Origin of the sequence: Escherichia sp. E1V33 (assembly GCF_004211955.1) — a bacterium.
Lineage (GTDB): Bacteria > Pseudomonadota > Gammaproteobacteria > Enterobacterales > Enterobacteriaceae > Escherichia.
The window spans coordinates 39,918-62,072 of the sequence record NZ_RHJI01000005.1 but is presented as its reverse complement, the minus strand read 5'-3'; the positions used below and the strand labels follow the sequence as shown (position 1 = coordinate 62,072).

The 22,155-nt window shown below is 52.2% G+C and carries 21 protein-coding genes; 19 read left to right on the top strand and 2 right to left on the bottom strand.

What is annotated here, in order from left to right:
• Positions 1–117 precede the first annotated feature (117 nt).
• The 6 genes from flgG (at position 118) to flgL (ending at position 6,363) form a co-directional block, all read left to right on the top strand.
• On the top strand, positions 118–900 hold the full coding sequence (gene flgG, locus D9742_RS04800; RefSeq protein WP_000625837.1) for a flagellar basal-body rod protein FlgG: 783 nt from the start codon (positions 118–120) through the stop codon (positions 898–900).
• 43 nt (positions 901–943) lie between these two features.
• Entirely contained in the window at positions 944–1,639 is a 696-nt protein-coding gene (flgH, locus tag D9742_RS04795; RefSeq protein WP_130236158.1) for a flagellar basal body L-ring protein FlgH, read from the top strand.
• Between the two features lie 11 nt (positions 1,640–1,650).
• Positions 1,651–2,748, top strand: a complete 1,098-nt coding sequence (flgI, locus tag D9742_RS04790) for a flagellar basal body P-ring protein FlgI (protein WP_130236157.1) — start codon at positions 1,651–1,653, stop codon at positions 2,746–2,748.
• Positions 2,748–3,689 carry a flagellar assembly peptidoglycan hydrolase FlgJ gene (gene flgJ / locus D9742_RS04785; RefSeq protein ID WP_130236156.1) on the top strand — a complete coding sequence of 314 codons (942 nt, stop codon included), beginning with the start codon at positions 2,748–2,750 and terminating at the stop codon, positions 3,687–3,689. The genes flgI and flgJ overlap by 1 nt, the downstream gene beginning before the upstream one ends.
• Positions 3,690–3,754: 65 nt before the next feature.
• Entirely contained in the window at positions 3,755–5,398 is a 1,644-nt protein-coding gene (gene flgK / locus D9742_RS04780; RefSeq protein WP_130236155.1) for a flagellar hook-associated protein FlgK, read from the top strand.
• Positions 5,399–5,409: 11 nt separating this feature from the next.
• On the top strand, positions 5,410–6,363 hold the full coding sequence (gene flgL, locus D9742_RS04775; RefSeq protein WP_130236154.1) for a flagellar hook-associated protein FlgL: 954 nt from the start codon (positions 5,410–5,412) through the stop codon (positions 6,361–6,363).
• A 195-nt stretch (positions 6,364–6,558) separates the two neighbouring features.
• On the opposite strand, the gene rne is transcribed toward flgL, so the two are convergent.
• On the bottom strand, positions 6,559–9,744 hold the full coding sequence (rne, locus tag D9742_RS04770) for a ribonuclease E (RefSeq protein ID WP_130236153.1): 3,186 nt from the start codon (positions 9,742–9,744) through the stop codon (positions 6,559–6,561).
• A 572-nt stretch (positions 9,745–10,316) separates the two neighbouring features.
• On the opposite strand from rne, the gene rluC reads away from it, so the two are divergent.
• Complete coding sequence (rluC, locus tag D9742_RS04760) at positions 10,317–11,276, top strand: 23S rRNA pseudouridine(955/2504/2580) synthase RluC (protein WP_130236303.1); 960 nt, start codon at positions 10,317–10,319, stop codon at positions 11,274–11,276.
• A 112-nt stretch (positions 11,277–11,388) separates the two neighbouring features.
• On the opposite strand, the gene yceF is transcribed toward rluC, so the two are convergent.
• Positions 11,389–11,973: a 7-methyl-GTP pyrophosphatase gene (gene yceF, locus D9742_RS04755; RefSeq protein WP_130236152.1), complete on the bottom strand. Its 585-nt coding sequence runs from the start codon at positions 11,971–11,973 to the stop codon at positions 11,389–11,391.
• Positions 11,974–12,171: 198 nt separating this feature from the next.
• On the opposite strand from yceF, the gene yceD reads away from it, so the two are divergent.
• The 12 genes from yceD to holB all read left to right on the top strand — a co-directional run bounded on the left by yceD (position 12,172) and on the right by holB (position 22,148).
• A complete protein-coding gene (yceD, locus tag D9742_RS04750) occupies positions 12,172–12,693 on the top strand; it encodes a 23S rRNA accumulation protein YceD (protein ID WP_001174481.1) in 522 nt (173 codons plus the stop codon).
• A 51-nt stretch (positions 12,694–12,744) separates the two neighbouring features.
• A complete protein-coding gene (gene rpmF, locus D9742_RS04745; RefSeq protein ID WP_000290727.1) occupies positions 12,745–12,918 on the top strand; it encodes a 50S ribosomal protein L32 in 174 nt (57 codons plus the stop codon).
• 80 nt (positions 12,919–12,998) lie between these two features.
• Positions 12,999–14,069: a phosphate acyltransferase PlsX gene (plsX, locus tag D9742_RS04740; protein WP_074399521.1), complete on the top strand. Its 1,071-nt coding sequence runs from the start codon at positions 12,999–13,001 to the stop codon at positions 14,067–14,069.
• Between the two features lie 67 nt (positions 14,070–14,136).
• Positions 14,137–15,090: a beta-ketoacyl-ACP synthase III gene (gene fabH, locus D9742_RS04735; protein WP_130205541.1), complete on the top strand. Its 954-nt coding sequence runs from the start codon at positions 14,137–14,139 to the stop codon at positions 15,088–15,090.
• 15 nt (positions 15,091–15,105) lie between these two features.
• Positions 15,106–16,035 (top strand): ACP S-malonyltransferase, encoded by a 930-nt coding sequence (gene fabD / locus D9742_RS04730; RefSeq protein WP_000191372.1) that lies wholly within the window; start codon positions 15,106–15,108, stop codon positions 16,033–16,035.
• Between the two features lie 12 nt (positions 16,036–16,047).
• Complete coding sequence (gene fabG / locus D9742_RS04725) at positions 16,048–16,782, top strand: 3-oxoacyl-ACP reductase FabG (RefSeq protein ID WP_130236151.1); 735 nt, start codon at positions 16,048–16,050, stop codon at positions 16,780–16,782.
• Positions 16,783–16,992: 210 nt separating this feature from the next.
• The gene (gene acpP, locus D9742_RS04720) at positions 16,993–17,229 is read left to right on the top strand and encodes an acyl carrier protein (protein WP_000103754.1); all 237 of its coding nucleotides are present in this window, start codon (positions 16,993–16,995) and stop codon (positions 17,227–17,229) included.
• 91 nt (positions 17,230–17,320) lie between these two features.
• On the top strand, positions 17,321–18,562 hold the full coding sequence (fabF, locus tag D9742_RS04715) for a beta-ketoacyl-ACP synthase II (RefSeq protein WP_130236150.1): 1,242 nt from the start codon (positions 17,321–17,323) through the stop codon (positions 18,560–18,562).
• A 119-nt stretch (positions 18,563–18,681) separates the two neighbouring features.
• Positions 18,682–19,491 (top strand): aminodeoxychorismate lyase, encoded by an 810-nt coding sequence (pabC, locus tag D9742_RS04710; protein ID WP_130236149.1) that lies wholly within the window; start codon positions 18,682–18,684, stop codon positions 19,489–19,491.
• 2 nt (positions 19,492–19,493) lie between these two features.
• Complete coding sequence (gene yceG, locus D9742_RS04705; protein ID WP_130236148.1) at positions 19,494–20,516, top strand: cell division protein YceG; 1,023 nt, start codon at positions 19,494–19,496, stop codon at positions 20,514–20,516.
• Entirely contained in the window at positions 20,506–21,147 is a 642-nt protein-coding gene (tmk, locus tag D9742_RS04700) for a dTMP kinase (protein ID WP_130236147.1), read from the top strand. The genes yceG and tmk overlap by 11 nt, the downstream gene beginning before the upstream one ends.
• Complete coding sequence (holB, locus tag D9742_RS04695) at positions 21,144–22,148, top strand: DNA polymerase III subunit delta' (protein ID WP_130236146.1); 1,005 nt, start codon at positions 21,144–21,146, stop codon at positions 22,146–22,148. The genes tmk and holB overlap by 4 nt, the downstream gene beginning before the upstream one ends.
• Positions 22,149–22,155: the final 7 nt, after the last annotated feature.

Below are 22,155 nucleotides of genomic sequence, written 5' to 3'. Positions count from 1 at the left end.
CAATAAAAGCGCGCGGACTATTCCCTCGCCCCTTTGGGGAGAGGGTTAGGGTGAGGGGAAATTCGCATCGCCGCGTGCTTCTGTTCTGCTTGTCAGCAATCCACTACAGGACATTTTATGATCAGTTCATTATGGATCGCCAAAACGGGCCTCGACGCCCAGCAAACCAATATGGACGTCATTGCCAACAACCTGGCAAACGTCAGTACTAATGGCTTCAAGCGCCAGCGGGCGGTGTTTGAAGATCTGCTTTATCAAACCATTCGCCAGCCTGGCGCACAGTCTTCCGAACAAACTACCTTGCCATCCGGGTTACAAATCGGTACGGGGGTGCGTCCGGTCGCCACTGAACGCTTACACAGTCAGGGCAACCTGTCGCAAACCAATAACAGCAAAGATGTGGCGATTAAAGGGCAGGGCTTTTTCCAGGTCATGCTGCCGGATGGCTCATCAGCCTATACCCGCGACGGCTCTTTCCAGGTGGATCAGAACGGGCAACTGGTGACGGCGGGCGGTTTTCAGGTGCAACCAGCAATCACCATTCCGGCGAATGCGTTAAGCATTACCATTGGTCGTGATGGCGTGGTCAGTGTTACCCAGCAAGGCCAGGCCGCTCCGGTCCAGGTTGGACAACTCAATCTCACCACGTTTATGAACGACACTGGCCTGGAGAGCATTGGTGAAAACCTCTACACCGAAACACAATCCTCCGGCGCACCGAACGAAAGTACGCCAGGCCTGAACGGCGCGGGGCTGTTGTATCAAGGATATGTTGAAACGTCTAACGTCAACGTGGCGGAGGAACTGGTCAACATGATTCAGGTACAGCGCGCCTACGAAATCAACAGTAAAGCGGTATCCACCACCGACCAGATGCTGCAAAAACTGACGCAACTCTAAAGCATACCGGTAGGGCAACTTACCGGTTTATTGATTTTTGAAGATGATAGCCATGCGAAAAAAATACGGCATTTCCACCTTGTTGGTGCTTTCACTGACCGGCTGCGCCTGGATCCCGTCTACCCCGTTGGTGCAGGGAGTGACCACGGCACAACCTGTCCCCGGCCCGACGCCCGTCGCCAATGGTTCCATTTTTCAGTCTGCCCAGTCGATTAATTATGGTTATCAGCCGTTATTTGAAGATCGTCGACCACGTAATATCGGCGATACGCTGACTATTGTGTTGCAGGAAAATGTCAGCGCCAGCAAGAGTTCGTCCGCCAATGCCAGTCGTGACGGAAAAACTAACTTCGGGTTTGATACTGTGCCGCGCTATTTACAAGGGCTGTTCGGTAATGCCCGTGCCGATGTCGATGCCTCTGGCGGTAATAGCTTCAATGGCAAAGGCGGGGCTAATGCCAGCAATACCTTTAGCGGCACCTTGACCGTGACGGTTGATCAGGTGCTGGTCAACGGCAACCTGCATGTGGTGGGCGAAAAACAGATCGCCATTAATCAGGGGACTGAATTTATTCGTTTCTCCGGCGTGGTCAATCCACGCACTATCAGTGGCAGCAACACTGTACCGTCAACCCAGGTGGCAGACGCGCGCATTGAGTACGTTGGCAATGGCTACATTAACGAAGCACAAAACATGGGCTGGTTACAGCGCTTCTTCCTTAACCTGTCGCCAATGTAAGTGAGGCTGTGGTGATTAAATTTCTCTCTGTATTCATTCTTCTGCTGGTCGCGACCGTTGCACAGGCTGACCGCATCCGCGATCTCACCAGCGTACAGGGCGTACGGCAAAACTCGCTGATTGGTTATGGTCTTGTTGTTGGCCTTGACGGTACGGGCGACCAGACGACCCAGACGCCGTTTACCACTCAAACGCTTAATAACATGCTCTCACAGTTGGGAATTACCGTTCCGACTGGCACCAATATGCAGCTAAAAAACGTCGCTGCGGTGATGGTGACAGCGTCACTTCCGCCATTTGGACGCCAGGGGCAAACCATCGATGTGGTGGTTTCTTCCATGGGTAATGCCAAAAGTCTGCGTGGCGGTACGTTGTTGATGACACCACTTAAGGGTGTCGACAGCCAGGTTTATGCGCTGGCGCAGGGCAATATTCTGGTTGGTGGCGCAGGGGCATCGGCGGGAGGCAGCAGCGTCCAGGTTAACCAACTGAATGGTGGGCGGATTACCAACGGTGCGATTATTGAGCGCGAATTGCCCAGCCAATTCGGCGCTGGCAATACCCTCAATTTGCAGCTAAATGACGAAGACTTCGCGATGGCGCAGCAGATCGCCGATACCATCAACCGCACCCGAGGATTCGGTAGTGCCACGGCGTTAGATGCCCGAACTATTCAGGTTCGCGTGCCGAGTGGTAATAGCTCCCAGGTACGTTTCCTTGCCGATATCCAGAACATGCAGGTCAATGTCGTCCCGCAGGACGCCAAAGTAGTGATTAACTCGCGCACTGGTTCGGTGGTGATGAATCGTGAAGTGACCCTCGATAGCTGCGCGGTGGCGCAGGGCAATCTCTCGGTTACGGTAAATCGTCAGGCCAATGTCAGCCAACCAGATACACCGTTTGGTGGCGGACAGACCGTGGTAACGCCACAAACGCAGATCGACTTACGCCAGAGCGGCGGTTCGCTGCAAACCGTACGTTCCAGCGCCAGCCTCAATAACGTGGTGCGCGCGCTCAACGCCTTGGGAGCCACTCCAATGGATTTAATGTCCATACTGCAATCTATGCAAAGCGCGGGATGTCTGCGGGCAAAACTGGAAATCATCTGATGATTAGCGACAGTAAACTGCTGGCGAGCGCCGCCTGGGATTCACAATCACTTAACGATCTGAAAGCGAAGGCGGGCGAAGATCCAGCAGCAAATATTCGCCCGGTAGCTCGCCAGGTGGAAGGGATGTTTGTGCAGATGATGCTAAAAAGCATGCGTGAAGCCTTACCGAAAGATGGCCTGTTCAGCAGCGAGAACACCCGGCTCTACACCAGCATGTATGACCAGCAGATAGCCCAACAGATGACGGCGGGCAAAGGTCTGGGACTTGCGGAGATGATGGTAAAACAGATGACGCCAGAGCAGCCACTGCCAGCAGAAGAGATGCCTGCGGGACCAATGAAATTCCCACTTGAAACGGTGATGAGTTTTCAAAATAAAGCCCTCAAGCAGATGGTGCAAAAAGCGGTACCGCGCAATTACGATGCTTTGCTGCCTGGTGACAGCAAAGCGTTCCTTGCACAGCTCTCGCAGCCAGCTCAATTGGCAAGCCAGCAAAGCGGTGTGCCGCATCATCTTATCCTTGCCCAGGCTGCGCTGGAATCAGGCTGGGGACAACGGCAAATTCGTCGCGAAAACGGCGAGCCGAGCTACAACGTGTTTGGTGTAAAAGCGTCAGGTAACTGGAAAGGACCCGTTACTGAAATCACTACCACCGAATATGAAAACGGCGAAGCGAAGAAAGTAAAGGCGAAGTTTCGTGTTTACAGTTCTTATCTCGAAGCATTGTCAGATTACGTTGGGCTTTTAACCCGTAATCCACGCTACGCCGCCGTGACTCGCGCGGCCAGCGCCGAGCAGGGTGCGCAGGCATTACAGGATGCAGGTTATGCCACCGATCCTGAGTATGCCCGCAAACTCACCAATATGATTCAGCAATTGAAATCGGTAAGCGACAAGGTGAGCAAAACCTACAGTATGAGTATCGATAATCTGTTCTGAATAATTCAAGTCCGGCGGGTGTCTGCCGATAATGCTTGGTAATTGAAGGCTTATAAGGAACCTCCATGTCCAGCTTGATTAATAACGCCATGAGCGGACTTAACGCTGCCCAGGCGGCGTTAAATACGGCGAGTAATAATATTTCCAGCTATAACGTTGCCGGATATACCCGACAAACCACCATTATGGCGCAGGCTAACAGTACGTTAGGTGCGGGCGGTTGGGTAGGCAATGGCGTCTATGTTTCTGGCGTGCAGCGTGAATACGATGCGTTTATTACCAATCAGTTACGTGCGGCGCAGACTCAGAGTAGTGGCCTGACTTCCCGTTATGAGCAGATGTCGAAAATCGACAATATGCTCTCTGGCAGCACCACGTCGCTGGCAACGCAAATGCAGGACTTCTTCACCAGTCTGCAAACGCTGGTCAGTAACGCAGAAGATCCGGCTGCGCGGCAGGCGCTGATTGGCAAGGCGGAAGGTGTGGTGAATCAGTTTAAAACCACCGACCAGTATCTGCGCGACCAGGACAAACAGGTCAATATCGCAATAGGTGCCAGCGTCGACCAGATCAATAATTATGCCAAACAAATCGCCAGCCTGAACGATCAGATCTCCCGTTTAACAGGTGTGGGAGCAGGGGCTTCACCCAATGATCTCCTTGATCAACGCGATCAACTGGTGAGTGAATTAAACCAGATCGTTGGCGTTGAGGTCAGCGTTCAGGATGGCGGTACTTACAATATCACCATGGCCAATGGTTACTCGCTGGTTCAAGGCAGTTCGGCACGTCAGCTTGCTGCTGTCCCGTCCAGCGCCGATCCTTCTCGTACGACCGTCGCTTATGTTGACGGGACGGCGGAAAATATCGAGATCCCGGAGAAATTGCTGAATACGGGGTCGCTGGGCGGCATTCTGACGTTTCGTTCTCAGGATCTTGACCAGACGCGCAATACGCTCGGGCAACTGGCGCTGGCATTTGCCGAGGCTTTCAATGCCCAACATAACAAGGGGTATGATGCCAATGGTAAAGGAGGGGAGGATTTCTTTGCTATTGGTAAGCCCGCTGTTCTGGAAAATATCAAAAACAAAGGTAGCTCCGCGATCGGTGCTACGGTAACCGATAGTTCCGCTGTGCTGGCGACAGATTACAAAATCTCGTTCAAAGATAATCAGTGGCAGGTCACCCGACTGTCCAGCAATACTACTTTTACGGTGGCGCCGGATGCCGACGGCAAAGTCTCGTTTGATGGTCTGGAACTGACCTTCACCGGAACGCCAAAACCGAACGACAGCTTCACGTTGAAACCGGTAAGCGATGCCATCGTCAATATGGATGTATTAATCACTGACGAAGCGAAAATCGCCATGGCCAGCGATGAAACTGCCGGTGAAAGCGACAACCGCAATGGTCAGGCGCTGCTGGATTTGCAAACTAACGGCAAAACGGTCGGTGGGGCGAAATCCTTTAACGACGCCTATGCCTCGTTGGTTAGCGATATCGGGAATAAAACCGCCACGTTGAAAACCAGCAGTACCACACAAAGTAATGTGGTGACGCAACTTTCTAATCAGCAGCAGTCTATTTCTGGCGTCAATCTCGATGAAGAGTATGGCAACCTGCAACGTTTTCAGCAGTATTACCTGGCCAATGCACAGGTTCTGCAGACGGCGAACGCCATTTTTGATGCGCTGATTAACATTCGCTAAGGGGAGATAAGATGCGTTTCAGTACCCAGATGATGTACCAGCAAAATATGCGTGGTATCACCAATTCTCAGGCGGAATGGATGAAGTACGGCGAACAGATGTCGACGGGTAAGCGAGTCGTTAACCCTTCTGACGATCCCATTGCTGCATCACAAGCCGTGGTTCTCTCCCAGGCGCAGGCGCAAAACAGCCAGTACACGCTGGCGCGGACTTTCGCGACTCAAAAAGTGTCGCTGGAAGAAAGCGTTCTTGGCCAGGTGACGACTGCGATCCAGAATGCCCAGGAAAAAATTGTCTACGCCAGCAACGGCACGTTGAGTGATGATGACCGGGCATCGTTGGCAACGGATATTCAAGGGATCCGCGACCAGTTGTTAAATCTGGCGAATACCACGGATGGGAACGGGCGCTACATTTTTGCCGGTTATAAAACAGAATCCGCGCCGTTTAGTGAGGCTGATGGTGATTATGTCGGTGGAACAGAAAGTATTAAGCAACAGGTCGATGCCTCTCGTTCGATGGTGATAGGGCATACTGGTGACAAAATTTTCAACAGCATCACCAGCAACTCGGTAGCGGAACCTGACGGTAGCGATTCTGAAACTAATCTGTTTGCTATGCTGGATAGCGCCATCGCGGCGCTAAAAACGCCTGTCGCGGATAGCGAAGCGGATAAAGAAACCGCCGCTGCGGCATTGGATAAAACCAATCGTGGTCTGAAAAACTCACTGAATAATGTCCTGACCGTACGCGCAGAACTCGGCACGCAACTGAATGAACTGGAGTCGTTGGATTCATTAGGTAGCGATCGCGCTTTAGGGCAAACACAGCAGATGAGCGATCTGGTTGATGTGGACTGGAATGCAACTATTTCATCTTACATCATGCAGCAAACGGCGTTGCAGGCGTCGTACAAAGCGTTTACTGATATGCAAGGATTGTCGCTCTTCCAGCTCAACAAATAAGCTCGTTTTTAAACATATCTTGAAACTGGGTATGTTTTGTCTGCCTGCTCTGGGATCGCCGGGGCGGGCATTTTTTTGCCTATTTTGCATTGTTGGTTAGCAAGGATGCCATTCGATGAATTTTAATATGTTGATTCAAAGATGAAATAAAAAAGCCCCGGCGGTTGCCAGGGCTTGTTCACTTTGAGTTAAGTTTTACTCAACAGGTTGCGGACGCGCAGGGCCAGCAGATGCATGATGCGTTGCTGCATGACCACCTGCGGCACCTTTACCTTCGAAGGCAAAGGTCGGGCGCTGCCAGTCACTGTGACGCGGTGCTTCCGGAACATATTCCGGTGCCGGAGCGCGAGTCATCGGCGCAGTGGCGTGGTTATGTTCAACGATTACCTCGGATACAACAGGAGCTACCGTTTCAACTTCAGCTGCGACTTCGGCGACTACCGGGGCAGCAGGTTGAGCTACAACTTCAGGTTCGGCAACCACAACCTCGGCAGTTTCGGCAACTTCTTCAATGTCTGCCGTCTCTTCCTGTGGTTCAACTACCGGTTCTGCGTGCTCTGCAACGTCCTGCGCTACGGCAACATCGGCCTCGGCAATCACCTGAGGTTGTTCAGTTACCGCTGCGGCAATCACTTCAGGATGCGTTGTTTCAACAACTTCTGGTTGCGGTTCTGCAACCTGAACAGGTGTTTCTACAACTTCAGCCACCTCTTCAACAGCCGGCGCGGCAACAACTGGTTCGACAGCGGCAGCAACAGGGACTTCTGTCACCATCGGCTGTACCTGCACTTCTTCCTGTTCGCGTTGCTCCTCAACCTGTACATCTTGCGGACGTACAACCGGATAGCGGATCCAGACTTTGCCAGAGGCCAGTTCCGGAGATGCGCACGCTACGGTTAACGGCATTGGTGACTGGGACGGATAACGCTCGTCACGATAGCGACGACGACGCTGACCACTCACGCGCAGGTGACGAGGCGAGCGACGAGAACGACGCGGCATACCACCGTTGTCACGGTTATCGGCATTATTCTCTTCTTGCTGTTCTGGCGCAGTTTGTGCAACCACTGGCAGCGGTACTTTCACCAGTTCAGTGCTCGGGGTTTGTGCTTCCTGAGTAACAGGCTCGGCAGCAACAGTTTCTTCAACCACCGGTGCAGTGACCACTTCTTCCGTAACGCTTTGTTCATAGCGCACTTTCTGATTCAGCTGACGTTGTTTACGACGCGGCTGAACCGGGCGTACACGTTCTTCCTGTTCGGTTTCCTGAACAGATTGCTCTTCAACATTCAGCGCCTTCACTTCTTGTTGCGCCTGACGTTTATCATCGTTACGGCGACGGCTACGTTCACGACGCGGCGCTTGCTGTTCGTCAGTAGTACGCGCTTTTTCCGTTACATCAGCCTGCTGACGGCTCTCACGAGTCTCAGCGGTTTGCTGCTGCGCCTGGCGACGATTACGACGGTTTTCTTCGCGATTATCGCTACCCTCCGTACGTTCGCTACGCGTGTCGCGGCGTTCATTACGATCACGGCGGTTGTTCTGACGAGGCTTACGGCGATCCTGTTGGCGTTCCGGTTTCGCTTCCTCTTTTGGTGCAGGTTGCTCGGCCGGTTTGGTTTCTTCACCGCCGCTGAACAGCGACTTCAGTACACTGAACAGGCGGCTCAACAGACCCGGTTGTGCCGGAGCTGCTGGCGTTGCCGGTGCCGCTTTAGGCGCCGGGGCTGCTGCAGGCGCTACAGGTTCAGCCGGAGCTGGCGCTGGTGGCACATCCGGCATAGCAAAGGTTGCCAGTGCAGGTTGTTCAGGACGCTTACGTTCCGCGAACTCTTCTTCAGACGGCAACGCCATCGCTTCTTCATGCAGTTTTGGAAGCATGTAGCTTAAGGTCGGCGTTTCTTCCCCTTTACGCACGCGTAGCACGTGGTAGTGCGGAGTTTCCATCTGATCGTTTGGCACAATCACACAGCGCACGCCGTCCTGACGGGTTTCAATGGCATTTACCGCAGAACGTTTTTCGTTCAGCAGGTAAGAAGCGATTGGCACAGGAACAATGGCATGGACTTCCTGAGTGTTCTCTTTCAGCGCTTCTTCTTCAATCAGACGCAAAATAGAGAGCGACAGGGATTCGTTGTCACGCACGGTGCCAGTACCGGAACAACGCGGACAAACGTGATGACTGGATTCACCCAGCGACGGACTCAGACGCTGACGGGACATCTCCAGAAGGCCGAAGCGAGAAATATGGCTGATTTGAATACGAGCACGGTCCTGACGCACTGCTTCGCGCAGACGGTTTTCTACCGCACGCTGGTGGCGTACTGGCGTCATGTCGATGAAATCGATAACAATCAGACCACCGAGGTCACGCAGACGCAGCTGACGAGCAATTTCATCAGCAGCTTCCAGGTTGGTGTTAAACGCAGTTTCTTCGATATCGCCGCCGCGAGTTGCACGTGCGGAGTTGATGTCGATGGCGGTTAATGCTTCGGTGCTGTCGATAACAATGGAACCACCGGACGGCAGACGGACTTCACGCTGGAAGGCGGACTCAATCTGCGATTCAATCTGGTAGTGGCTGAACAGCGGAATTTCACCGGTGTACAGTTTGATTTTGCTACTGAAGTCCGGGCGACCTAACGCAGCAATATGCTGACGTGCCAGTTCGAGCACTTTCGGGTTATCGATAAGAATTTCACCGATGTCCTGGCGTAAATAATCGCGGAATGCGCGAACGATTACGTTACTTTCCTGGTGAATCAGGAACGGAGCAGGGCGGCTTTCAGCTGCTTTTTTGATGGCTTCCCAGTGTTTCAGACGGAAGCTTAAATCCCATTGCAGCGCCTCGGCAGATTTGCCGACGCCGGCAGTACGCACGATAAGCCCCATGCCTTCCGGCAGTTCCAGGCTTGCTAGTGCTTCTTTTAATTCGGTACGGTCGTCGCCTTCGATACGACGAGAAATGCCACCCGCGCGCGGGTTGTTCGGCATCAGAACCAGATAGCTACCCGCAAGGCTGATAAAGGTAGTCAGCGCAGCCCCTTTGTTGCCGCGTTCTTCTTTATCAATCTGCACAATAACTTCCTGGCCTTCACGCAACACATCTTTAATGTTGGGGCGACCATGAGCACTGTAGTTAGCTGGGAAATATTCGCGGGCAATTTCTTTTAGAGGGAGGAAACCGTGACGTTCAGCGCCGTAATCAACAAAAGCAGCTTCCAGACTCGGTTCAATGCGGGTGATTTTACCTTTGTAGATGTTAGCCTTTTTCTGCTCATGCCCCGGGCTTTCGATATCCAGGTCATACAGACGCTGCCCATCTACAAGGGCAACGCGCAACTCTTCCTGCTGAGTTGCGTTAATTAACATTCTTTTCATCGTAACTTACTCATTATTCTTACATTGACGACTAAGCTGCGGGCAAAGTAACGCCTTGCCGGGTGTGAACCGATGGCCTCGTGTCTAGTCGCGTCGCCAACCTCACGGTTATCGTCAGCTCAAAGAGGCGCAGAGTGTCGGTTGCCTGCTTTTCATGCGGAAAAACAGCGCAATTATCAGAGAAACAGACTGGGTATTACTCTCCAGAAATATTTCCATCTACCGGTAAGGACTGCAACCCGCAGCCCGCTAACTGCCTGAAAGATCAATACGTCTTACGCCATTGCTGCGTTGATGATCGGTCGGGCAAAATGGGTTATTCCGTAAAATTTCTTGTTTTAACAAGGTTGGACACGGAAACGTTCTCATTATTCCATTGCAAGCCTTGTTATAGCAAGATGACTTTTACCATTTATCACCCACTTACTCACAGTTTTTTCACTTCTTGCTGGCGATTGGTTTAATAACCACCAATTAGGTGATCACCCTGCGAAGTAATAAGGTGCAAAACTAAATATAAGCATAGAAAAATGAGTGGCGCGAATCCGGCTGGCTATTTAGAATCGCCCACCATGAAAACAGAGACTCCATCCGTAAAAATCGTTGCCATCACTGCTGACGAAGCAGGGCAACGTATCGATAACTTTTTGCGTACCCAACTGAAAGGTGTACCAAAAAGTATGATCTACCGTATTTTGCGTAAAGGTGAAGTACGGGTGAACAAAAAACGTATTAAGCCTGAATATAAACTCGAAGCTGGCGATGAAGTGCGTATTCCGCCAGTTCGCGTTGCCGAACGGGAAGAAGATGCGGTGTCGCCACATTTGCAAAAAGTGGCGGCGCTGGCGGATGTCATCTTATATGAAGATGATCATATCCTGGTGCTGAATAAACCGTCCGGCACGGCGGTACATGGTGGCAGCGGTTTAAGTTTCGGCGTTATTGAAGGTTTGCGGGCGCTGCGCCCGGAGGCGCGGTTCCTCGAACTGGTGCATCGACTTGACCGGGACACTTCAGGCGTGCTGCTGGTGGCGAAAAAACGCTCGGCGTTACGTTCACTGCATGAGCAGTTACGTGAAAAAGGCATGCAGAAAGATTACCTGGCGCTGGTGCGTGGTCAGTGGCAGTCACACGTGAAGAGTGTACAAGCGCCATTGCTGAAGAATATTTTGCAAAGCGGCGAGCGTATTGTGCGTGTGAGCCAGGAAGGTAAACCATCCGAAACGCGTTTTAAAGTTGAGGAACGCTATGCGTTTGCCACCCTGGTGCGTTGTAGCCCGGTCACCGGACGTACTCATCAGATCCGTGTGCATACTCAGTATGCCGGTCATCCGATTGCGTTTGACGATCGTTACGGCGACCGCGAATTCGACAAGCAGCTCACTGACGCAGGTACGGGCTTAAATCGTCTGTTCCTGCATGCGGCAGCGTTGAAGTTTACCCATCCGGGAACGGGTGAGGTGATGCGTATCGAAGCGCCAATGGATGATGGTTTGAAGCGTTGTTTGCAGAAGCTGCGTAACGTGCGCTAATACGAGCATATAAACCTGATAATGAGCGGTAGGTCTGATAAGGCGTTTACGCCGCATCAGGCAGCCAGCACCGATTGCCGGATGCGATGTAAACGCATCCGGCGCAAAAAAACTACCCCATCAACGGGTTTTGCCCTTCCCGGCGCAACATCTGACAGAGCGCGATAAGCGGCAAACCAACCAGCGTGTTAGGGTCACGCCCCTCTAAGCGCTCAAACAGCGTAATACCAAACCCCTCACTCTTAAAGCTGCCTGCGCAGTGCAGGGGATGCTCTTTACGCACGTAATTATCAATCTCCGCCTCGCTCAGGTGACGGAAATGGACGTCAAAGGGTTCCACTTCTGTTTGCAGATGCCCATTCGCCGAATTAAACAACGCCAGCCCGGTATAGAAGGTGACAATATTGCCACTGGCTTTGCGTAATTGCAGACGGGCATTTTCTTCCGTTAACGGTTTGCCAGTGATTTCACCGTCCAGTACACACACCTGATCAGAACCAATAATTAAATGATCCGGATAACGTGACGCCAGGGATTGCGCTTTTTCCTGCGCCAGTCGAAGTACCAACTGGCGCGGTGATTCGTCGCTGCGTGGGGTTTCGTCGACCTCCGGTGCGGCACATTCGAAAGAGATTTGCAGTTTTTCCAGTAGGGCGCGGCGCCAGGGCGATGTGGAGGCTAAAATAAGTTTAGGCATATTTTTTTCCATCAGATATAGCGTATTGATGATAGCCATTTTAAACTATGCGCTTCGTTTTGCAGGTTGATGTTCGTTGTCAGCACTGAACGAAAATAAAGCAGTAACCCGCAATGTGTGCGAATTATTGGCAAAAGGCAACCACAGGCTGCCTTTTTCTTTGACTCTATGACGTTACAAAGTTAATATGCGCGCCCTATGCAAAAGGTAAAATTACCCCTGACTCTCGATCCGGTTCGTACGGCTCAAAAACGCCTTGATTACCAGGGTATTTATACTCCTGATCAGGTTGAGCGCGTCGCCGAATCTGTGGTCAGTGTGGACAGTGATGTGGAATGCTCCATGTCGTTCGCTATCGATAACCAACGTCTCGCGGTGTTAAACGGCGATGCGAAGGTGACGGTAACGCTCGAGTGTCAGCGTTGCGGGAAGCCGTTTACTCATCAGGTCTACACAACGTATTGTTTTAGTCCTGTGCGTTCAGACGAACAGGCTGAAGCACTGCCGGAAGCGTATGAACCGATTGAGGTTAACGAATTCGGTGAAATCGATCTGCTTGCAATGGTTGAAGATGAAATCATCCTCGCCTTGCCGGTAGTTCCGGTGCATGATTCTGAACACTGTGAAGTGTCCGAAGCGGACATGGTCTTTGGTGAACTGCCTGAAGAAGCGCAAAAACCAAACCCATTTGCCGTATTAGCCAGCTTAAAGCGTAAGTAATTGGTGCTCCCCGTTGGATCGGGGATAAACCGTAATTGAGGAGTAAGGTCCATGGCCGTACAACAGAATAAACCAACCCGTTCCAAACGTGGCATGCGTCGTTCCCATGACGCGCTGACCGCAGTCACCAGCCTGTCTGTAGACAAAACTTCTGGTGAAAAACACCTGCGTCACCACATCACTGCCGACGGTTACTACCGCGGCCGCAAGGTCATCGCTAAGTAATCACGCGTCTGCGTGATGAAGCTTAGTGAGGATTTTCCCCAGGCAACTGGGGAAAGACCAAACCGGGCGGCGACGATACCTTGACACGTCTAACCCTGGCGTTAGATGTCATGGGAGGGGATTTCGGCCCTTCCGTGACAGTGCCTGCAGCTTTGCAGGCACTGAATTCTAATTCGCAACTCACTCTTCTTTTAGTCGGCAATCCCGACGCCATCACGCCATTACTTGCTAAAGCTGACTTTGAACAACGTTCGCGTCTGCAGATTATTCCTGCGCAGTCAGTTATCGCCAGTGATGCCCGGCCTTCGCAAGCTATTCGCGCCAGTCGTGGTAGCTCAATGCGCGTGGCACTGGAGTTGGTTAAAGAAGGTAGAGCACAAGCCTGCGTCAGCGCCGGTAATACCGGAGCGTTGATGGGACTGGCAAAATTATTACTCAAGCCCCTTGAGGGGATTGAGCGTCCGGCGTTGGTGACGGTGCTGCCGCATCAGCAAAAGGGCAAAACGGTGGTCCTTGATTTAGGGGCCAACGTCGATTGTGATAGCACAATGTTGGTGCAATTCGCCATTATGGGCTCTGTTTTGGCTGAAGAGGTGGTGGAAATTCCCAATCCTCGCGTGGCATTGCTCAATATTGGTGAAGAAGAAGTGAAGGGTCTTGACAGCATTCAGGATGCCTCAGCTGTGCTGAAAACAATCCCTTCTATCAATTATATCGGCTATCTTGAAGCCAATGAGTTATTAACTGGCAAGACAGATGTGTTGGTCTGTGACGGCTTTACAGGAAATGTCACATTAAAGACGATGGAAGGTGTTGTCAGGATGTTCCTTTCTCTGCTGAAATCTCAGGGTGAAGGAAAAAAACGGTCGTGGTGGCTACTGTTATTAAAGCGTTGGCTACAAAAGAGCCTGACGAGGCGATTCAGTCACCTCAACCCCGACCAGTATAACGGCGCCTGTCTGTTAGGATTGCGCGGCACGGTGATAAAAAGTCATGGTGCGGCCAATCAGCGAGCTTTTGCGGTCGCGATTGAACAGGCAGTGCAGGCGGTGCAGCGACAAGTTCCTCAGCGAATTGCCGCTCGCCTGAAATCTGTATACCCAGCTGGTTTTGAGCTGCTGGACGATGGCAAAAGCGGAACTCTGCGGTAGCAGGACGCTGCCAGCGAACTCGCAGTTTGCAAGTGACGGTATATAACCGAAAAGTGACTGAGCGTACATGTATACGAAGATTATTGGTACTGGCAGCTATCTGCCCGAACAAGTGCGGACAAACGCCGATCTGGAAAAAATGGTGGATACTTCTGACGAGTGGATCGTTACTCGTACCGGTATCCGCGAACGCCATATTGCTGCGCCAAACGAAACCGTTTCAACCATGGGCTTCGAAGCGGCAACGCGTGCAATTGAAATGGCAGGCATCGATAAAGACCAGATTGGCCTGATTGTTGTGGCTACGACTTCTGCCACCCACGCCTTCCCGAGTGCAGCATGTCAGATCCAAAGCATGCTGGGCATCAAAGGCTGCCCGGCGTTTGACGTTGCCGCAGCCTGCGCAGGTTTTACCTATGCATTGAGCGTGGCAGATCAATACGTGAAATCTGGCGCGGTGAAGTATGCTCTGGTCGTCGGTTCCGATGTACTGGCGCGCACCTGTGATCCCACCGATCGCGGGACCATTATCATTTTTGGCGATGGCGCGGGCGCTGCGGTGTTGGCTGCCTCTGAAGAGCCGGGAATCATCTCTACCCATCTGCATGCCGATGGTAGTTATGGTGAATTACTGACGCTGCCAAACGCCGACCGTGTGAATCCAGAGAATTCAATTCATCTGACCATGGCGGGCAACGAAGTCTTCAAGGTCGCGGTAACGGAACTGGCGCACATCGTTGATGAGACGCTGGAAGCAAATAATCTTGACCGTTCCCAACTGGACTGGCTGGTTCCGCATCAGGCAAACCTGCGTATTATCAGCGCAACGGCGAAAAAACTCGGCATGTCCATGGACAATGTCGTCGTGACGCTGGATCGCCACGGTAATACCTCTGCCGCTTCTGTACCGTGCGCGCTGGATGAAGCCGTACGCGACGGGCGTATTAAGCCGGGGCAGTTGGTTCTGCTTGAAGCCTTTGGCGGTGGATTCACTTGGGGCTCCGCGCTGGTTCGTTTCTAGGATAAGGATTTAAACATGACGCAATTTGCATTTGTGTTCCCTGGTCAGGGTTCTCAAACCGTTGGCATGCTGGCTGATATGGCGGCGAGCTATCCAATTGTCGAAGAAACCTTTGCTGAAGCTTCTGCGGCGCTGGGCTATGACCTGTGGGCGCTGACCCAGCAGGGGCCAGCCGAAGAACTGAATAAAACCTGGCAAACTCAGCCAGCGCTGTTGACTGCCTCTGTTGCACTATACCGCGTATGGCAGCAGCAAGGCGGTAAAGCACCGGCAATGATGGCCGGTCACAGCTTGGGTGAATACTCCGCGCTGGTTTGCGCTGGTGTGATTGATTTTGCTGATGCGGTGCGTCTGGTTGAGATGCGCGGCAAGTTTATGCAGGAAGCTGTGCCGGAAGGGACTGGCGCAATGGCGGCAATCATCGGTCTGGATGATGCGTCTATTGCGAAAGCTTGTGAAGAAGCAGCAGAAGGTCAGGTCGTTTCTCCGGTAAACTTCAACTCTCCGGGCCAGGTGGTTATCGCCGGTCACAAAGAAGCGGTTGAACGTGCTGGCGCTGCCTGTAAAGCTGCGGGCGCAAAACGTGCGCTGCCGTTGCCGGTGAGCGTACCTTCTCACTGTGCGCTGATGAAACCCGCTGCCGACAAACTGGCGGTTGAATTAGCAAAAATCACCTTTAACGCGCCGACCGTTCCGGTTGTGAATAACGTTGATGTCAAGTGCGAAACCAATGGCGATGCCATTCGTGATGCGCTGGTACGTCAGCTGTATAACCCTGTTCAGTGGACGAAATCCGTTGAATACATGGCAGCGCAAGGCGTTGAGCATCTTTATGAAGTGGGGCCGGGCAAAGTGCTTACTGGCCTGACAAAACGTATTGTCGACACCCTGACCGCCTCGGCGCTGAACGAACCTTCAGCGATGGCAGCGGCGCTCGAGCTTTAAAAGAGGAACAACATGAATTTTGAAGGAAAAATCGCACTGGTAACCGGTGCTAGCCGCGGGATTGGCCGTGCAATCGCTGAAACGCTCGCGGCTCGTGGCGCGAAAGTTATCGGTACTGCGACCAGTGAAAGCGGCGCTCAGGCGATCAGTGATTATTTAGGCGCCAACGGTAAAGGTCTGATGTTGAATGTGACCGACCCGGCATCTATCGAATCTGTTCTGGAAAAAATTCGCGCAGAATTTGGTGAAGTCGATATCCTGGTCAATAATGCCGGTATCACTCGTGATAACCTGTTAATGCGAATGAAAGATGAAGAGTGGAACGATATTATCGAAACCAACCTTTCATCTGTTTTCCGTCTGTCAAAAGCGGTAATGCGCGCTATGATGAAAAAGCGTCATGGTCGTATTATCACTATCGGTTCTGTGGTTGGTACCATGGGAAATGGCGGTCAGGCCAACTACGCTGCGGCGAAAGCGGGCTTGATCGGCTTCAGTAAATCACTGGCGCGCGAAGTTGCGTCACGCGGTATTACTGTAAACGTTGTTGCTCCGGGCTTTATTGAAACGGACATGACACGTGCGCTGAGCGATGACCAGCGTGCGGGTATCCTGGCGCAGGTTCCTGCGGGTCGTCTCGGCGGCGCACAGGAAATCGCCAACGCGGTTGCATTCCTGGCATCCGACGAAGCAGCTTACATCACGGGTGAAACTTTGCATGTGAACGGCGGGATGTACATGGTCTGACCGCGATTTGCACAAAATGCTCATGTTGCGCGCAGTCTGCGTGGTTATGAGTAATAATAAGTGCAAAATGATTTGCGTTGTTGGGGGGTATGGCCTCAAAATAACGTAAAATCGTGGTAAGACCTGCCGGGATTTAGTTGCAAATTTTTCAACATTTTATACACTACGAAAACCATCGCGAAAGCGAGTTTTGATAGGAAATTTAAGAGTATGAGCACTATCGAAGAACGCGTTAAGAAAATTATCGGCGAACAGCTGGGCGTTAAGCAGGAAGAAGTTACCAACAATGCTTCTTTCGTTGAAGACCTGGGCGCGGATTCTCTTGACACCGTTGAGCTGGTAATGGCTCTGGAAGAAGAGTTTGATACTGAGATTCCGGACGAAGAAGCTGAGAAAATCACCACCGTTCAGGCTGCCATTGATTACATCAACGGCCACCAGGCGTAAGTGAACATCTCCAGGCGGTCGTTCGACCGCCTGAGTTTTTTCTTTTTTTTTGTCCCACTAGAATCATTTTTTCCCTCCCTGGAGGACAAACGTGTCTAAGCGTCGTGTAGTTGTGACCGGACTGGGCATGTTGTCTCCTGTCGGCAATACCGTAGAGTCTACCTGGAAAGCTCTGCTTGCCGGTCAGAGTGGCATCAGCCTAATCGACCATTTCGATACTAGCGCCTATGCAACGAAATTTGCTGGCTTAGTAAAGGATTTTAACTGTGATGACATCATCTCGCGCAAAGAACAGCGCAAGATGGATGCCTTCATTCAATATGGAATTGTCGCTGGCGTTCAGGCCATGCAGGATTCTGGCCTTGAAATAACGGAAGAGAACGCAACCCGTGTTGGTGCCGCTATTGGCTCCGGGATTGGCGGACTCGGATTGATCGAAGAAAACCACACATCTCTGATGAACGGTGGTCCACGTAAGATCAGCCCATTCTTCGTTCCGTCAACGATTGTGAACATGGTGGCAGGTCATCTGACTATCATGTATGGCCTGCGTGGCCCAAGCATTTCTATCGCGACCGCCTGTACTTCCGGCGTGCACAACATTGGCCATGCTGCGCGTATTATCGCGTATGGCGATGCTGACGTGATGGTTGCAGGTGGCGCAGAGAAAGCCAGTACGCCGCTGGGCGTAGGTGGTTTCGGCGCGGCACGTGCATTATCTACCCGCAATGATAACCCGCAAGCGGCTAGCCGCCCGTGGGATAAAGAGCGTGATGGTTTCGTACTGGGCGATGGCGCCGGTATGCTGGTGCTCGAAGAGTACGAACACGCGAAAAAACGCGGAGCGAAAATTTACGCTGAAGTCGTCGGCTTTGGTATGAGCAGCGATGCCTACCATATGACGTCGCCGCCGGAAAACGGCGCAGGCGCAGCTCTGGCGATGGCAAATGCTCTGCGTGACGCAGGAATTGAGCCAGGTCAGATTGGCTACGTTAATGCGCACGGTACTTCTACGCCAGCAGGCGATAAAGCCGAAGCGCAGGCCGTGAAAACTATCTTCGGTGAAGCTGCAAGCCGTGTGCTGGTAAGCTCCACGAAATCCATGACCGGTCACCTGTTAGGTGCAGCAGGTGCAGTAGAGTCTATCTACTCCATCCTGGCGCTGCGCGATCAGGCTGTTCCGCCAACCATCAACCTGGATAACCCAGATGAAGGTTGCGATCTGGATTTTGTGCCGCATGAAGCGCGTCAGGTAAGCGGAATGGAATACACCCTGTGTAACTCTTTCGGCTTCGGTGGCACTAATGGTTCTTTGATCTTCAAAAAGATCTAAGTCGCCATTTCCCACCTACATAAAAGGTCCGCTTGCGGGCCTTTTTTCTTAGATTTTATTCAGACTTGTTCCGCAGTGAACATGCTGCCACACTTACAATCCTATTATAAGGAGCCGGTATGTTCTTAATTAACGGTCATAAACAGGATTCACTGGCAGCAAGCGATCGGGCTATACAGTTTGGCGATGGCTGTTTCACGACAGCCAGAATTATCGACGGTAAAGTCAGCTTATTATCCGCGCACATGACGCGACTACAGGAAGCCTGTCAGCGGTTAATGATCGTTTGTGACTTCTGGACGCAGCTTGAGCACGAGATGGCGACTCTGGCGGCAGAGCAGCAGAATGGAGTGCTGAAAGTGGTGATCAGTCGTGGCAGTGGTGGGCGAGGGTACAGTACGTTAAACAGCGGACCGGCAACGCGTATGCTCTCAGTTACGGCTTACCCAACGCATTACGACCGCTTACGCAAAGAGGGAATACTGCTGGCGCTAAGCCCGGTACGCCTGGGACGCAATCCTCATCTTGCGGGAATTAAACATCTTAATCGCCTTGAGCAAGTGTTAATTCGCTCTCATCTTGAGCAGACAAACGCCGACGAGGCGCTGGTTCTTGACAGTGAAGGGTGGGTTACGGAATGCTGTGCAGCTAATTTGTTCTGGCGTAAAGGCAACGTGGTCTACACGCCGCGTCTGGATCAGGCTGGAGTTAACGGTATTATGCGACAATTCTGTATCCGTTTACTGGCACAATCCTCCTATCAGATTGCCGAAGTGCAAGCTTCATTGGAAGACGTGATGCAGGCAGATGAAATGATGGTTTGTAATGCGCTGATGCCAGTTATGCCTGTGCGTGCCTGTGATGATGTCTTCTTTTCATCAACAACGCTATATGAATATTTAGCCCCACTTTGTGAGCACCCGAATTAGTCATGAAAAAAGTGTTATTCATTATCCTGTTATTGCTGATGGTACTGGGTATCGCCGCTGGTGTGGGCGTCTGGAAGGTTCGCCATCTTGCCGACAGCAAATTACTTATTAAAGAAGAGACGATATTCACCCTGAAACCTGGAACCGGAAGAATGGCTCTCGGTGAACAATTGTATGCCGATAAAATCATCAATCGCCCCCGCGTCTTTCAGTGGTTGCTGCGTATTGAGCCGGACCTTTCCCATTTCAAAGCCGGGACTTATCGCTTTACGCCGCAGATGACCGTGCGCGAAATGTTGCAACTGCTGAAAAGCGGGAAAGAAGCGCAGTTTCCGCTACGCCTGGTAGAAGGAATGCGTCTGAGCGACTACCTCAAACAATTGCGTGAGGCACCCTATATCAAGCACACGTTAAGCGACGATAAATACGCTACCGTGGCGCAGGCTCTGGAACTTGAAAATCCGGAGTGGATTGAAGGCTGGTTTTGGCCAGACACCTGGATGTATACCGCTAATACCACTGATGTCGCGTTACTCAAACGAGCGCACAAGAAAATGGTGAAAGCGGTCGATAGTGCCTGGGATGGGCGTGCGGATGGTCTGCCGTATAAAGATAAAAACCAGTTAGTAACGATGGCGTCGATAATCGAAAAAGAAACCGCCGTTGCCAGCGAGCGCGATCAGGTTGCCTCAGTATTTATCAACCGTTTACGTATCGGTATGCGCCTACAAACCGACCCGACGGTGATTTACGGGATGGGAGAGCGTTATAATGGCAAACTTTCTCGTGCAGATCTGGAAACGCCGACAGCGTATAACACCTACACCATTACTGGTCTGCCGCCAGGCGCGATTGCTACGCCGGGGGCGGATTCGCTGCAGGCTGCTGCGCATCCGGCGAAAACGCCGTATCTCTATTTTGTGGCCGATGGTAAAGGCGGTCACACGTTTAATACCAATCTTGCCAGTCATAACAAGTCTGTGCAGGATTACCTGAAAGTGCTTAAGGAAAAAAATGCGCAGTAAGTATATCGTCATTGAAGGGCTCGAAGGCGCAGGCAAAACCACCGCGCGAAACGTGGTGGTTAAGACGCTTGAGCAACTGGGGATCCGCGACATGGTTTTCACTCGTGAACCCGGCGGTACGCAGCTGGCGGAAAAATTAAGAAGCCTGGTGCTGGATATCAAATCGGTAGGCGATGAAGTCATTACCGATAAAGCCGAAGTACTGATGTTTTATGCCGCGCGCGTTCAGCTGGTGGAAACTGTCATCAAACCGGCGCTGGCGAAAGGCACCTGGGTGATTGGCGATCGGCACGATCTCTCCACTCAGGCGTATCAGGGCGGTGGTCGTGGAATTGACCAGCATATGCTGGCAACGCTGCGTGATGCTGTTCTGGGGGATTTTCGCCCTGACTTGACGCTTTATCTTGATGTGACTCCAGAAGTGGGGTTAAAACGCGCCCGTGCGCGTGGCGAACTGGACCGCATTGAGCAGGAGTCATTCGATTTCTTTAATCGTACTCGCGCTCGCTATCTTGAACTGGCGGCACAGGATAAAAGCATTTACACCATTGATGCCACCCAGCCACTGGAATCAGTGATGGAGGCGATTCGGACCACCGTGACTCACTGGGTTAAGGAACATAACGCATGAGATGGTATCCGTGGTTAAGACCTGATTTCGAGAAACTGGTAGCCAGCTATCAGGCCGGAAGGGGTCACCATGCGCTACTCATTCAGGCGTTACCAGGCATGGGCGATGATGCCTTAATCTACGCTTTAAGCCGTTATCTCCTGTGCCAACAACCAGAGGGGCATAAAAGCTGCGGCCACTGTCGTGGATGTCAGTTGATGCAGGCGGGAACGCATCCCGACTATTACACCCTTGCTCCCGAAAAAGGGAAGAACGCGCTGGGCATTGATGCGGTGCGTGAAGTCACCGAAAAACTGAATGAGCACGCACGTTTAGGCGGTGCTAAGGTTGTCTGGATAACCGATGCCGCCTTGCTGACCGACGCTGCGGCGAACGCTTTGCTAAAAACGCTGGAAGAGCCGCCAGCAGAAACCTGGTTTTTCCTTGCTACCCGGGAGCCTGAGCGTTTACTGGCGACATTGCGTAGTCGTTGTCGGCTACATTACCTCGCACCACCGCCAGAACAGTACGCCGTGACCTGGCTTTCACGTGAAGTGACAATGTCACAGGACGCGTTACTTGCCGCACTGCGCTTAAGCGCCGGTTCGCCTGGTGCGGCGTTGGCGTTGTTTCAGGGAGATACCTGGCAGGCCCGCGAAACACTTTGCCAGGCGTTGGCTCACAGTGTGCAATCTGGCGACTGGTATTCCCTGTTGCCGACACTTAATCACGAACAAGCTCCGGCGCGCCTGCACTGGTTGGCTACTCTGTTGATGGATGCGCTCAAGCGCAAGTATGGCGCTTCGCAGGTTATCAATGTTGATGTGCCGGGCGTTGTTGCTGCGCTGGCAAACCAGCTTTCTCCCTCTCGCCTGCAGGCTATACTGGGGGATGTTTGTCACACCCGTGAGCAGTTAATTTCTGTCACTGGCGTAAACCGCGAGCTTCTTATCACCGATCTTTTACTGCGTATTGAGCATTACCTGCAACCGGGCGTTGTGCTACCGGTTCCTCATCTTTAAGAGAGAC

Coding starts and splice junctions, on each gene's coding strand:
- flgG (WP_000625837.1), top strand. CDS start 118: ATGATCAGTTCATTATGGATCGCCAAAACGGGCCTCGACGCCCAGCAA.
- flgH (WP_130236158.1), top strand. CDS start 944: ATGATAGCCATGCGAAAAAAATACGGCATTTCCACCTTGTTGGTGCTT.
- flgJ (WP_130236156.1), top strand. CDS start 2,748: ATGATTAGCGACAGTAAACTGCTGGCGAGCGCCGCCTGGGATTCACAA.
- flgK (WP_130236155.1), top strand. CDS start 3,755: ATGTCCAGCTTGATTAATAACGCCATGAGCGGACTTAACGCTGCCCAG.
- flgL (WP_130236154.1), top strand. CDS start 5,410: ATGCGTTTCAGTACCCAGATGATGTACCAGCAAAATATGCGTGGTATC.
- rne (WP_130236153.1), bottom strand. CDS start 9,744: ATGAAAAGAATGTTAATTAACGCAACTCAGCAGGAAGAGTTGCGCGTT.
- rluC (WP_130236303.1), top strand. CDS start 10,317: ATGAAAACAGAGACTCCATCCGTAAAAATCGTTGCCATCACTGCTGAC.
- yceF (WP_130236152.1), bottom strand. CDS start 11,973: ATGCCTAAACTTATTTTAGCCTCCACATCGCCCTGGCGCCGCGCCCTA.
- yceD (WP_001174481.1), top strand. CDS start 12,172: ATGCAAAAGGTAAAATTACCCCTGACTCTCGATCCGGTTCGTACGGCT.
- rpmF (WP_000290727.1), top strand. CDS start 12,745: ATGGCCGTACAACAGAATAAACCAACCCGTTCCAAACGTGGCATGCGT.
- fabH (WP_130205541.1), top strand. CDS start 14,137: ATGTATACGAAGATTATTGGTACTGGCAGCTATCTGCCCGAACAAGTG.
- fabD (WP_000191372.1), top strand. CDS start 15,106: ATGACGCAATTTGCATTTGTGTTCCCTGGTCAGGGTTCTCAAACCGTT.
- fabG (WP_130236151.1), top strand. CDS start 16,048: ATGAATTTTGAAGGAAAAATCGCACTGGTAACCGGTGCTAGCCGCGGG.
- acpP (WP_000103754.1), top strand. CDS start 16,993: ATGAGCACTATCGAAGAACGCGTTAAGAAAATTATCGGCGAACAGCTG.
- pabC (WP_130236149.1), top strand. CDS start 18,682: ATGTTCTTAATTAACGGTCATAAACAGGATTCACTGGCAGCAAGCGAT.
- yceG (WP_130236148.1), top strand. CDS start 19,494: ATGAAAAAAGTGTTATTCATTATCCTGTTATTGCTGATGGTACTGGGT.
- tmk (WP_130236147.1), top strand. CDS start 20,506: ATGCGCAGTAAGTATATCGTCATTGAAGGGCTCGAAGGCGCAGGCAAA.
- holB (WP_130236146.1), top strand. CDS start 21,144: ATGAGATGGTATCCGTGGTTAAGACCTGATTTCGAGAAACTGGTAGCC.